12 protein-coding genes, 1 pseudogene and 1 other annotated feature are annotated in these 12726 nt (G+C 49.1%); of the genes and pseudogenes, 8 read left to right on the top strand and 5 right to left on the bottom strand.

The window, feature by feature from the left end:
• The first annotated feature begins 30 nt into the window (after window positions 1–30).
• Both trmD and rplS read left to right on the top strand, forming a co-directional pair.
• Window positions 31–799 (top strand): annotated as a pseudogene (gene trmD / locus D6029_RS10690) (tRNA (guanosine(37)-N1)-methyltransferase TrmD).
• Window positions 800–839: 40 nt separating this feature from the next.
• The gene (rplS, locus tag D6029_RS10685; protein ID WP_034457314.1) at window positions 840–1190 is read left to right on the top strand and encodes a 50S ribosomal protein L19; all 351 of its coding nucleotides are present in this window, start codon (window positions 840–842) and stop codon (window positions 1188–1190) included.
• A 56-nt stretch (window positions 1191–1246) separates the two neighbouring features.
• Here rplS and D6029_RS10680 read toward each other — a convergent pair whose 3' ends face one another.
• On the bottom strand, window positions 1247–1618 hold the full coding sequence (locus D6029_RS10680; protein ID WP_120064743.1) for a DUF2799 domain-containing protein: 372 nt from the start codon (window positions 1616–1618) through the stop codon (window positions 1247–1249).
• A 288-nt stretch (window positions 1619–1906) separates the two neighbouring features.
• On the opposite strand from D6029_RS10680, the gene aroF reads away from it, so the two are divergent.
• The 3 genes from aroF (at window position 1907) to D6029_RS10665 (ending at window position 5074) form a co-directional block, all read left to right on the top strand.
• The gene (aroF, locus tag D6029_RS10675) at window positions 1907–2977 is read left to right on the top strand and encodes a 3-deoxy-7-phosphoheptulonate synthase AroF (protein ID WP_120064742.1); all 1071 of its coding nucleotides are present in this window, start codon (window positions 1907–1909) and stop codon (window positions 2975–2977) included.
• A gap of 11 nt (window positions 2978–2988) precedes the next feature.
• A complete protein-coding gene (gene tyrA / locus D6029_RS10670) occupies window positions 2989–4110 on the top strand; it encodes a bifunctional chorismate mutase/prephenate dehydrogenase (RefSeq protein ID WP_120064741.1) in 1122 nt (373 codons plus the stop codon).
• Between the two features lie 88 nt (window positions 4111–4198).
• Window positions 4199–5074 carry an SMP-30/gluconolactonase/LRE family protein gene (locus tag D6029_RS10665; RefSeq protein ID WP_120064740.1) on the top strand — a complete coding sequence of 292 codons (876 nt, stop codon included), beginning with the start codon at window positions 4199–4201 and terminating at the stop codon, window positions 5072–5074.
• Between the two features lie 29 nt (window positions 5075–5103).
• Here D6029_RS10665 and pheA read toward each other — a convergent pair whose 3' ends face one another.
• The 4 genes from pheA to bamD all read right to left on the bottom strand — a co-directional run bounded on the left by pheA (window position 5104) and on the right by bamD (window position 7878).
• A complete protein-coding gene (gene pheA / locus D6029_RS10660) occupies window positions 5104–6264 on the bottom strand; it encodes a bifunctional chorismate mutase/prephenate dehydratase (protein ID WP_120064739.1) in 1161 nt (386 codons plus the stop codon).
• A 21-nt stretch (window positions 6265–6285) separates the two neighbouring features.
• Window positions 6286–6412, bottom strand: a sequence feature (Phe leader region).
• On the bottom strand, window positions 6364–6411 hold the full coding sequence (gene pheL / locus D6029_RS22600; RefSeq protein WP_193216298.1) for a pheA operon leader peptide PheL: 48 nt from the start codon (window positions 6409–6411) through the stop codon (window positions 6364–6366). (Overlaps the previous feature by 48 nt.)
• A 105-nt stretch (window positions 6413–6517) precedes the next feature.
• The gene (gene raiA / locus D6029_RS10655; protein WP_064513185.1) at window positions 6518–6856 is read right to left on the bottom strand and encodes a ribosome-associated translation inhibitor RaiA; all 339 of its coding nucleotides are present in this window, start codon (window positions 6854–6856) and stop codon (window positions 6518–6520) included.
• Window positions 6857–7140: 284 nt separating this feature from the next.
• A complete protein-coding gene (bamD, locus tag D6029_RS10650) occupies window positions 7141–7878 on the bottom strand; it encodes an outer membrane protein assembly factor BamD (protein ID WP_034497781.1) in 738 nt (245 codons plus the stop codon).
• Between the two features lie 130 nt (window positions 7879–8008).
• Here bamD and rluD point away from each other — a divergent pair, with 130 nt between their 5' ends.
• The 3 genes from rluD to clpB all read left to right on the top strand — a co-directional run bounded on the left by rluD (window position 8009) and on the right by clpB (window position 12421).
• Window positions 8009–8989 carry a 23S rRNA pseudouridine(1911/1915/1917) synthase RluD gene (gene rluD / locus D6029_RS10645; RefSeq protein WP_120064738.1) on the top strand — a complete coding sequence of 327 codons (981 nt, stop codon included), beginning with the start codon at window positions 8009–8011 and terminating at the stop codon, window positions 8987–8989.
• A complete protein-coding gene (gene yfiH / locus D6029_RS10640) occupies window positions 8986–9717 on the top strand; it encodes a purine nucleoside phosphorylase YfiH (RefSeq protein WP_120064737.1) in 732 nt (243 codons plus the stop codon). The genes rluD and yfiH overlap by 4 nt, the downstream gene beginning before the upstream one ends.
• A gap of 130 nt (window positions 9718–9847) precedes the next feature.
• Complete coding sequence (gene clpB / locus D6029_RS10635; protein WP_120064736.1) at window positions 9848–12421, top strand: ATP-dependent chaperone ClpB; 2574 nt, start codon at window positions 9848–9850, stop codon at window positions 12419–12421.
• Window positions 12422–12726 lie beyond the last annotated feature (305 nt).

Raw genomic sequence — 12726 nt, 5'->3', positions numbered from 1 at the left:
GGTAATAGACGGCGTTATGGGGATTGGCTTGTGTTTATTGGTGTAGTTAGCCTGTTTCCAGAGATGTTTCGCGCAATTACCGATTTCGGGGTAACTGGCCGGGCAGTAAAAAATGGCCTGCTGAGCATCCAAAGCTGGAGTCCACGTGACTTCACTTATGACCGGCACCGTACCGTGGACGATCGTCCTTACGGCGGCGGACCGGGTATGCTCATGATGGTAAATCCTTTGCGGGAAGCCATCCACGCAGCGAAAGCGGCGGCGGGAGAAGGTGCTAAGGTTATCTATCTGTCACCTCAGGGACGCAAGCTTGATCAAGAAGGCGTCAGCGAACTGGCTACAAATGAGAAGTTAATTCTGGTTTGTGGGCGGTACGAAGGGGTAGATGAGCGCGTAATCCAAACCGAAATTGATGAAGAATGGTCAATCGGCGATTACGTTCTCAGCGGTGGTGAGTTACCAGCAATGGTATTGATTGACTCAGTTTCACGGTTTATTCCGGGAGTTCTGGGGCATCAGTCGTCAGCAATCGAAGATTCGTTTGCCGATGGGTTGCTGGACTGTCCACACTATACTCGCCCTGAAGTGTTAGAAGGCATGGAGGTTCCGCCAGTTTTGCTGTCGGGAAACCATGCCGAGATTCGCCGGTGGCGCCTGAAACAGTCGCTGGGCCGTACCTGGCTTAGAAGACCTGAACTTCTGGAAAACCTGGCTCTGACTGAAGAGCAAGCAAGGTTGCTGGCGGAGTTCCAACGGGAACACGCAAATACAGCAACATAAACATGATGGGATGGCGTAAGCCCCCGATTATCAGTTTACCCAGGATAAGAGACAAAATTATGAGCAACATTATTAAGCAAATTGAACAAGAACAGATGAAACAGGATGTACCTTCATTCCGTCCGGGTGATTCCGTGGAAGTGAAAGTATGGGTCGTTGAAGGTTCTAAAAAACGTCTGCAGGCATTTGAGGGCGTGGTTATCGCAATCCGTAACCGCGGTCTGCACTCTGCATTCACTGTTCGTAAAATTTCCAACGGCGAAGGTGTTGAGCGTGTATTCCAGACTCACTCCCCAGTAATCGACAGCATTACTGTTAAACGTCGTGGTGCCGTTCGTAAAGCTAAACTGTACTACCTGCGTGAGCGTACTGGTAAATCTGCTCGTATCAAAGAGCGTCTTACCAAGTAAGATTCGCTTAGGCGACATCCATATAAAGGGCTGCCATCTGGCAGCCCTTTTTTTGTCTAATGCATGAAGGATTCCTGAAATCCTTTGCGACTCGCTTTATCCCATTGTGCGTGGCGTTCGGCGACATCCGGCAATGTTTCGCAACTGGAAGGAAATGACTTTCCGCTTTCGCCAAGTATTTCTAAAAATTTAGGATCACAAATCCGCTGCTGACCCTCCGCATATCCTTTTAGCCACTCTTCACGATCCACATTTTCATCGTTATGCAAATGCGCGATCACGAGATTGCTTCTTATAGGTTGCCCTGACATCGCATCATCCCAGCCAGCCTGATACCAGTCTGTAGGAGCTGGCGTTGGAGCATGTGTGTAGGGATCGACATAGCAAGCTGTCAGCAATAGCACTGGAATCAAAGCGATAAAGCGCATTTTTGGATATCCATTTCAAAGAGTATTCTCTGAGCATAGAGCGGTTATGGCCTGGTGCTACGCTATTTTTACAGAATGAATGATTGAGCAGATAAATAGAGTGGTTATGCATGGCTGTAATATTAACTTTACGGAAATGGCTTTTTAATGGGCGTTAAGCGGCATTTATTTTTACTGTGTAACGTATTGTTTACGTAAAATGGATTGCAATCTTTACTAAAGCTGGTAAGGTAGTGCCATCCTCACTGAGGAAACGACTATCGCAAACGAGCTAACAGGATCGCCATCATGCAAAAAGACGCGCTGAACAACGTTCATATTTCTGACGAACAGGTTTTAATCACTCCGGATCAACTGAAAGCGGAATTCCCGCTGACTGCCGCTCAAGAAGCGCAGATTGAACAATCCCGCCAGACCATTTCTGACATTATCGCTGGCCGCGATCCTCGTCTGTTGGTGGTGTGTGGACCTTGCTCGATCCACGATCCTGATACTGCGATTGAATATGCTCGTCGTTTTAAAACTTTGTCTGAACAAGTTAGCGATAGTCTGTACCTCGTGATGCGCGTCTATTTTGAAAAGCCACGGACGACTGTGGGCTGGAAAGGGTTGATTAACGATCCTCATATGGACGGCTCGTTTGATGTTGAAGGCGGTTTGAAAATTGCGCGTAATTTGCTGGTAGAACTGGTCAGCATGGGTCTGCCGTTGGCGACGGAAGCTCTTGATCCAAACAGCCCGCAATACCTTGGCGATCTGTTCAGCTGGTCTGCAATCGGTGCGCGTACTACGGAATCTCAGACTCACCGCGAAATGGCGTCAGGTCTTTCCATGCCAGTTGGCTTCAAAAATGGGACCGATGGCAGCCTCGGCACCGCAATCAATGCGATGCGTGCCGCATCTATGCCGCACCGTTTTGTTGGCATCAACCAGGCAGGCCAGGTTTGCTTACTGCAAACTCAGGGCAATCCTGATGGTCACGTGATTTTACGCGGTGGCAAAGCGCCAAACTACAGCCCGGCAGACGTTGCGCAGTGTGAAAAAGAGATGGAGCAGGCGGGACTCCGCCCGGCCTTGATGATAGATTGCAGCCATGGCAACTCAAACAAAGACTACCGCCGCCAGCCGGGCGTAGCTGAATCAGCTGTCGCTCAAATTAAAGATGGTAACCGTTCGATTATTGGTCTGATGATTGAAAGTAATATCCATGAGGGTAATCAATCTTCAGAGCAACCACGCAGTGAAATGAAATACGGTGTTTCCGTAACAGATGCTTGCATCGATTGGGAAACAACTGAGACTTTATTGCGTGAGATTCACAACGATCTGAACGGTACGCTCGCGGCGCGTCAGGCATAAGAGGTTTTACTATGGTGGCTGAACTGACCGCGCTACGCGATCAAATTGACGAAGTGGATAAGGCGTTGCTGGGGTTACTGGCACGCCGCCTGGAATTGGTAGCGGAAGTTGGCGAAGTCAAAAGCCAGTATGGTTTGCCGATTTATGTACCGGAACGCGAAGCGGCAATGTTGGCTTCACGTCGCAAAGAAGCCGCAGCTTTGGGCGTTCCGCCGGATCTGATTGAAGATGTTTTACGCCGTGTTATGCGCGAGTCTTACTCAAGCGAGAATGACAAAGGTTTCAAAACTCTGTTCCCTGCGTTACGCCCGGTGGTTATCGTCGGTGGCGGCGGCCAGATGGGGCGCATGTTTGAAAAGATGCTTACCTTGTCTGGCTATCAGGTTCGGATTCTTGAGAAAGAAGATTGGGCTAAAGCTCCAGAATTAATGTCTGATGCGGGCATGGTGATCGTGAGCGTTCCGATTCATATCACCGAGCAAGTTATCGCTCAGCTCCCACGTTTGCCTGATGACTGTATTCTGGTTGATCTGGCATCGGTGAAAAATGGCCCGCTGCAAGCGATGCTTGCCGCGCATCAAGGCCCGGTTCTTGGTCTGCACCCAATGTTTGGCCCTGACAGCGGCAGCCTGGCGAAGCAAGTGGTGGTGTATTGCGATGGTCGCCAGCCGGAAGCTTATCAATGGTTCCTGGAACAAATTCAGGTATGGGGCGCGCGTTTACACCGCTCGACAGCCGTTGAACACGATCAGAACATGGCGTTTATTCAGGCATTGCGCCACTTTGCGACCTTTGCTTATGGTTTACATCTGGCGGAAGAGAACGTTCAGCTTGAGCAATTGCTGGCACTTTCATCACCGATTTACCGCCTTGAACTGGCAATGGTTGGGCGCTTATTTGCACAAGACCCACAACTTTACGCAGACATTATTATGTCCTCGGAAAGTAATCTGGATCTGATCAAGCGTTATTACAAGCGGTTTGGCGAGGCGATCGGCCTGCTGGAGCATGGTGACAAGCAAGCGTTCATCGACAGTTTCCGCAAAGTTGAACATTGGTTCGGCGATTACGCGCAGCGATTCCAGAGTGAAAGTCGCACTTTGTTACGCCAGGCGAATGATAGCCGTCCGTAATCGCAAAATAGTCTTATAATCTAAAGCCATCGGGGAAACTCGTTGGCTTTTTTTATTGGCAAATTGTATTGGCGAAAAGGATAGAGAAATGGCACAGCCGCAAGTTCTGTTCGATTACACCGGCCACTTACCTGAATGCCCGACGTGGAGTGCGCAAGAAAATAGCCTCTACTGGACGGACATTCTCGAAAACGAAATTCATCGCTATAACATTGTCAGTAAAAAACACGATGTGATTCAGTTTTCCGAAGAAGTTGGATGTTTTGCGTTGTGCGAAGCGGGCGGTTTTATCGTCGCGCTGCGCAGCGGGATTTATCTCACTAACCATACTGGGCTTATCACGCGAAAAATTTGCGACAACCCTAATAACCCTGCATTAGCTCGTTTCAATGACGGTGGAACGGACAGGGATGGGCGTTTTTATGCCGGAACATTTTGGGGACCGGGCGATTACAACGGTGCGCTGTTGTGCCGCGTTGACAACGATCTGACTGCTCATGTTATTCAGCATGATATTCATGGCGCGAACGGTCTGGCTTTTAGTGCGGATAAAAAATGGATGTTTACTTCAGATACACCAAACCGCGTGATTTACCGGACGCCATTAGATGAACAAGGCGAACCAGGTCAGCGCGAAGTGTTTAAACGTTTCGAGCCGGGGCAGGGGATCCCTGACGGCGCGGCTATTGACGCAGAAGGTTGCTATTGGACGGCTTTGTTTGATGGTTACCGCATTGCGCGTTTATCGCCTGATGGCGATGTACTGGAAGAATATCGGTTGCCGGTGCGTTGCCCAACGATGGTGTGTTTTGGTGGCGATGATATGAAGACGCTGTTCATCACAACTACCCGCGAAAATATGAGTGATGCAGAAGTCGCTGAAAGACCGCTGTCTGGTGCGATTTTTATGCTCAAAGTGGCAGTTGCAGGAATGCCAAAACTGAAGTTTAGACAAAATCAGTAAGCCAGCATAACGCTGGCTTACTGCCAATGTTATACCGGCTCGACAGGCACCACATTTTCGCTTGGATAACAGCCCAGCACCTTCAGTGAGCGGGTGATTTCACCCATTTCACGCAGCGCTTTTCGCATTTCTTCATTGTTCAGATTCGCCTGAACATCCAGATAAAACATCTCTTCCCACGGGTTGCCGTTAATTGGACGGGACTCGAGCTTCGTCATAATCAGATTATGGTTTCTCAGAACCAGCAACGCTTCTACCAATGCACCCGCTTGCTGGCCTGTTGCCATCAGTAACGTGGTTTTAGCGGGAACCTGGTCAGTCACTTCAACTGCTTTACGCGCCAGTACGATGAATCGGGTAATGTTTTGTGTTTGGTTAGCCAGATTGCGCTCGAGAACTTGCAAGCCGTAAAGCGCACCACCGGCTTCGTTGCCCAGCGCTGCAACAAGTGGAGAATTTGCCTGAGCCACTTTTTCCATCGCCGCAGAGGTGCTTTCGCAATATTCAATTTTCCAGTGCGGGTAGCGATTAATGAACTGGCTGCATTGCTGGAACGGTTGCGGATGGCTGTACACCGTCTGGATAGTGTTCAGATCGGTTGTGCCATTAACTAACACGCAGTGATCGATTGGCACGGTCATCTCAGCAACGATAGACAAGCTGGTGTGCTGTAATAAATCGTAGACATCGTTGATTGCGCCAGAGCTGGTGTTTTCTAGTGGTACGACGGCGTAATCGGCCTGTCCGGTTTCAACCTGGTTGAAGATGTCGTGGAATTTAGCGCATCCGCTTTCAATGAATTGTTCAAAATGGCGAGCGGCATATTGGCGAGCAGCAAGATGTGAGTACGAGCCTTTCGGACCAAGGAACGCGATTCGAGCAGATTGCGGATTGGTTTTATTAAGATGCTGCTGCAAAAGCGTTTGTTGGGTCAGAACGGAATCTTCGATGATGAGCTGGAACAGGCGTGTTATGTAGTGCGCATCCAGATTATGCGTTTTACCCAGAGCAATCAGGCGCTCAAGCAAGTCACGCTCACGGTCGATATCACGCACCGGGCGGTGAGTGGCGAGTTTTGCTTTCCCGACTTCTACCGCCAGCAAGCGACGCTCTGCCAGTAAGGCCAGCAGTTTTACATCCAGAGCGCTGATTTTATCGCGCAGTTCCAGCAATGGGTTCATCTCACTCATAACGCTACCTTATAAAATTCCATAAAAAAGGCCTCCCCGCTGGGGGAGGCCTGTTTGTTCGTCTTCGCATTTTCTATCACACGACGAATTGCCTCCCATTCAGGGGAAGGTAAAAAAGAATGCGAAGAAAAACGGAAATAATTTCATGGTGGGTTCCTGATAAGTCGTATGGGTAACTTACCCGGTCTGTTTTCGCCCTGTCAATAAAAAACGCGCCCGGAGGCGCGTTGTATTGATTGATAAAGCTAAAAGGTTACTCTTCTTCAACTTCTGCGATAGCAACGTCTTTCACTGAACCTGCTGTGCGACGCGCTTCACCTTTGTGTTGCACTTTATTCAACTGCCGCTCCAGTTTGTTAATCAAATCGTTGATAGCCGTATACATATCATCGTGTTTAGCGCTCGCTACGAGCTGGCCATTTGGCGTATTAATGGTGGCATCAGCCACGAAACCTTTCGGTTCTTTGGACAAAACAATGTGTGGATTAATTAGATGAGTTTGCCACTTGTCCAGTTTAGTTAGACGGTCTGCGACGTGTTGACGAATCGCTGGGGTGATTTCCATTTGCTTGCTGGTAATGTTCATTGTCATAAAGTTACCTCTTGTCTTTCCCGTCTTGGTAACTCCAGCATACCTTTCTGAATGTCAAAATGTGTGATGTGAATCACACTATTTTGTCACTTTTTGTCAGTAAACCCTTTTTGTGAGGCAGGACAGGATCTCCGTTTTTAATGCTTGAAGAACTGCGTAATAGCGTCCATATTTGATTGGATGACCTGACGCTAAACCGTTTCAGTTTGGTGGTGCGAGGGGAAAATCAGGCAATAAAAATGGCAGCCACTTGGGCTGCCATTTTGTTTTTCTGAATCAGTGAATCAGGCTTTGCTGCTGTTAGCCGCGATAATTTTAGCGACTTTGTCGGCCTGAGCCGGCATTTGCATTTCGCGGTAAGCATTTTCCATCAGCTTCAAGCCATCACGAGTGGCCTGAGTATCAGGGAAATCACGCAACATTCCTTCGACACGGTTAACTACTGCAACCCACGCGCCGCGTTTAGTGTAGTATTGCGCCACCGAAAGCTCATATTTCGCTAAACGATCTTTCAGGAACACCAGACGCTTGGTGGCATCGGTGACATACTGGCTGTTCGGGTAACCGCGAACCAGCTTAGAGAAATCGTTGAAAGCATCACGAGCATGGGCTGGATCTCGGTCTGAACGATCTACACCAAAGAAACCTTGTAATGCGCTATCATCCAACGCCATATCCGTCAGACCGCGCATGTAAAGTACGTAGTCGATATTGGGATGGGTCGGATTTAAACGCATAAAGCGGTCGATAGCTGCCTGTGCCAGTGGCAAGTCAGCATTCTTGTAGTAGGCATAGATAAGATCTAACTGCACTTGCTGCGAGTAAGGCCCGAACGGATAACGGTTATCCAGCGCTTCCAGTTGCGTTATCGCCGCTTTAAAGTTACCGTCCTGCAACTTTTGCTGGGCAGTCGCATAGATCTCAGAAGGTGGATTATCAGGAACCTCATCCTTGGAACTGGAGCAACCAGCCAAAGCCAGGCTCAACGTGGCTGCTGCCACCAGATATTTCATACGCGTCATGACGTTTTGACTTTCCTCAGAATGTTATCCGGGAAGCTCGCAGTTCCAGCTCCCGATTAAGACCAGCTACAATAGCACACTATATTAAACGGCATTGCCGTAAAACCCAACGTTAACGAAGAAGCTGTCTATGGCACAACTAGTACAACTCACCGCAACAGTGTCCGAATCTCAACTCGGTCAACGCTTAGATCAAGCTTTGGCCGAATTGTTCCCTGATTATTCACGATCGCGCATAAAAGAATGGATTCTTGAACAGCGCGTGCTGGTCAATGGCAATATCAGCGACAAGCCGAAAGAAAAAGTATTGGGTGGCGAGAACGTCACAATCAATGCTGAAATCGAAGAGGATGTGCGCTGGGAACCACAAGATATCCCGCTCAATATCGTTTATGAAGATGACGATATTCTGGTGATTAACAAACCGCGTGATTTCGTTGTGCATCCTGGTGCGGGTAATCCTGACGGAACCGTACTAAATGCGCTGCTTCATTATTATCCGCCGATTGCCGATGTGCCGCGTGCGGGCATTGTGCATCGTCTGGATAAAGACACTACCGGTCTGATGGTCGTGGCGAAAACTGTTCCTGCGCAAACTCACCTGGTTGAAGCTTTGCAATTACGTGAAATTACGCGTGAATATGAAGCGGTTGCGATTGGTCATATGACTGCGGGTGGCACAGTAGATGAGCCAATCAGCCGCCATTCGACTAAACGTACGCATATGGCTGTGCATCCAATGGGTAAACCTGCGGTTACGCACTACCGAATCATGGAACATTTCCGTGTGCATACGCGCCTGCGTTTGCGCCTGGAAACAGGCCGTACTCACCAGATTCGTGTCCACATGGCTCATATTACTCATCCGTTGGTTGGCGATCAGCTTTATGGCGGCCGCCCACGCCCACCAAAAGGTGCATCGGAAGAGTTTGTCAGCGTACTGCGTAAGTTTGACCGCCAGGCTTTACACGCAACCATGCTGCGTCTTCATCATCCGATCAGCGGTATGTTGATGGAATGGCATGCGCCGATTCCTCAGGATATGGTCGAGTTAATCGAAGCGCTGCGTGTAGATACTGAACTCCATAAGGACCAACTGGACTGGCTATGAGCAAACTGATCGTCCCGCATTGGCCACTTCCAGAAGGAGTGGCTGCTTGCAGTTCGACACGTATTGGCGGTGTGAGTCAGCCGCCTTACGACTCGCTTAATCTGGGGGCGCACTGCGGTGATAATCTGGATGATGTCGAAAAAAATCGCAGTCTCTTCTATGCCGCCGCGCAGTTACCTTCAAAGCCGATTTGGTTAGAACAAGTGCACGGCAAAGAAGTGTTAAAGCTTGCGGGTGGACCCTATCTGTCCAAACGTGCTGATGCGTCTTATAGCTCAACGCCGGGCACCGTTTGTGCGGTAATGACAGCTGATTGCCTGCCGGTGCTATTCTGTAATAAGGCTGGAACAGAAGTTGCAGCCGCTCATGCTGGATGGCGCGGCCTGTGCGAAGGCGTTCTTGAAGAAACTGTTGCCTGTTTTAAAGATGCTCCAGAAAACATAATGGCGTGGCTTGGTCCGGCTATTGGTCCTGAAGCATTTGAAGTCGGCCCTGAAGTGCGTGAAGCCTTTATGGCTAAAGACATTCAGGCTGATATTGCATTTCGCCCTTCCGGGGAAAAATACCTTGCTGACATCTACACATTAGCTCGTCAGCGCTTGTCTGCTCTGGGCGTCACGGAGATTTGTGGTGGTGACCGTTGTACTTACAGCGAAGCAGGGGATTTTTTCTCGTATCGACGCGACAGAACGACAGGCCGTATGGCAAGTTTCATTTGGCTGATATAACCTATTGAATCAAGACGATCCAACGCAGGAATCTAACGCTTCAAATATTTCAGGTCATTAACCTTGAATAATTGAGGGATGACCTCATTTTATCTCCAGTAGCAAATTTGACCTGTATATGGGAGGAGTTATGCGTCTGGATCGTCTTACTAATAAATTCCAGCTTGCTCTCGCCGATGCCCAATCTCTAGCTCTCGGGCACGACAACCAATTTATCGAACCCCTTCACTTGATGAGCGCGTTGCTCAATCAGGAAGGTGGATCTGTGCGCCCTTTACTGACATCTGCTGGCGTAAATGCCGGGAAACTGCGCACTGATATTGAGCAAGCTTTAAGCCGTTTGCCACAAGTTGAAGGAACGGGCGGTGACGTTCAACCTTCGCAGGACTTAGTCCGTGCATTAAACCTGTGCGACAAATTGGCACAAAAACGGAATGACAACTTCATTTCGTCAGAGTTATTTGTTCTGGCAGCACTTGAATCACGCGGAACATTAACTGATTTACTGAAATCAGCGGGTGCTACCACGGCAAATGTGACAGCAGCAATTGAGCAAATGCGTGGAGGCGAAAACGTGAATGATCAAGGTGCCGAAGACCAACGTCAGGCATTGAAAAAATATACCGTCGATCTGACCGAGCGTGCAGAACTTGGCAAGCTCGATCCGGTGATTGGTCGTGATGAAGAAATTCGTCGCACTATCCAGGTATTGCAACGTCGTACCAAAAATAACCCGGTACTGATTGGTGAGCCTGGTGTGGGTAAAACTGCAATTGTTGAAGGCCTGGCTCAGCGCATTATTAATGGCGAAGTGCCGGAAGGGCTGAAAGGCCGACGTGTCCTGGCGCTGGATATGGGCGCGCTGGTGGCTGGTGCCAAATACCGTGGTGAATTTGAAGAGCGCCTGAAAGGTGTGCTGAACGATCTTTCCAAACAGGAAGGTAACGTCATTCTGTTTATTGACGAATTGCACACTATGGTGGGCGCGGGTAAAGCTGACGGTGCAATGGATGCAGGTAATATGCTCAAACCAGCACTGGCTCGCGGTGAATTACACTGCGTCGGTGCGACAACGCTTGATGAATACCGCCAATATATAGAGAAAGATGCGGCACTTGAGCGTCGCTTCCAGAAGGTGTTCGTTGCCGAGCCTACTGTCGAAGATACCATTGCTATATTGCGTGGTTTAAAAGAGCGTTACGAATTGCACCACCATGTGCAAATCACTGACCCGGCGATTGTTGCGGCTGCAACTTTATCGCACCGTTATATTGCCGATCGTCAGTTGCCGGATAAAGCCATCGACCTTATCGATGAAGCAGCTTCCAGCATTCGTATGCAGATTGACTCGAAACCGGAAGAGCTCGACCGTCTCGACCGTCGCATTATCCAGCTCAAGCTGGAACAGCAGGCGCTGAAGAAAGAGTCTGACGAAGCCAGTCAGAAGCGTTTGAGTATGCTCGAAGAAGAATTAGGGCAGAAAGAGCGTGAATATTCAGTCCTCGAAGAAGAGTGGAAAGCAGAGAAAGCGTCACTTTCCGGCACTCAGACTATTAAAGCTGAGTTAGAGCAGGCGAAAATTGCTATAGAGCAGGCTCGCCGTATTGGTGACCTGGCGAGAATGTCTGAGCTGCAATACGGAAAAATACCCGAACTCGAGAAACAGCTTGCAGCTGCAACGCAGAGCGAAGGTAAAACGATGCGTCTGCTGCGGAACAAAGTTACCGACGTAGAAATTGCTGATGTGTTGGCGCGTTGGACGGGTATCCCTGTGGCTCGCATGCTGGAAGGTGAGCGGGAAAAACTACTGCGAATGGAGCAAGAACTTCATACACGCGTAATTGGGCAGAATGAAGCGGTAGAAGCTGTGTCGAACGCAATTCGCCGTAGCCGCGCAGGTTTGTCTGACCCGAATCGCCCGATTGGTTCGTTCCTGTTCCTTGGGCCAACAGGTGTAGGTAAAACTGAACTGTGTAAGGCGTTAGCAAACTTTATGTTTGATAGCGACGATGCAATGGTACGTATCGATATGTCCGAGTTTATGGAAAAACACTCGGTCTCGCGTCTGGTCGGTGCGCCTCCTGGATATGTAGGTTATGAAGAAGGTGGCTATCTGACAGAAGCAGTCCGTCGTCGTCCTTACTCCGTCATTCTGTTAGATGAAGTGGAGAAGGCGCACCCGGACGTATTCAACATCTTATTGCAAGTGTTGGATGATGGGCGCTTGACTGATGGGCAGGGCAGAACTGTCGACTTCCGTAATACGGTTGTGATTATGACTTCAAACCTGGGCTCTGACTTGATTCAGGAACGCTTTGGCGCGCTGGACTACAGTCACATGAAAGAGCTGGTGCTTGGTGTTGTGAGTCAGAACTTCCGCCCTGAGTTTGTTAACCGTATAGATGAAGTGGTGGTGTTCCATCCACTGGGTGAAAAACACATTGCTTCTATTGCGCAGATTCAGTTGCAACGTTTATACAAACGCCTTGAAGACCGTGGCTACGAAGTCACTATTACTGAAGATGCGTTGAAACTGCTTAGCGAGAATGGTTATGACCCGGTATACGGTGCGCGACCATTGAAACGTGCAATCCAGCAGCAAATTGAGAACCCGTTGGCGCAGCAAATCCTCTCTGGAGAGCTGATTCCTGGGAAACCTGTGCATCTTGAAGTAAAAGATAATCATATTGTGGCAGTGCAGTAAGTCACATAAAAGATAAAAACGAGCCCTCCGGGGCTCGTTTTTGTTTATAAACCAGGCAATATTGAGCTTCTTAAAGATAGATTGCCTGGAAAGTGAGCGAACGATAAGTTTTTCGCATTTTAGTACTTGTCAGCCTCCGGAAAATCCCTATACTGCGCCTCCACTGACACGGCACAACGGCTTACAAACCGGCTCGTCAGCCAGATGAAAAGCGAAAATAAACGCTTGACTCTGAAAGAGGAAAGCGTAATATACGCCACCTCGAGTTAGCAAGCGAAAGCGCCTAACTCACTGCTCTTTAACAA

Source organism: Buttiauxella izardii, from assembly GCF_003601925.1.
In the GTDB taxonomy this organism is placed as follows: Bacteria; Pseudomonadota; Gammaproteobacteria; order Enterobacterales; family Enterobacteriaceae; genus Buttiauxella; species Buttiauxella izardii.
The sequence above is the reverse complement of the archived record's forward strand: the minus strand, read 5'-3'. Positions and strand labels throughout refer to the sequence as shown.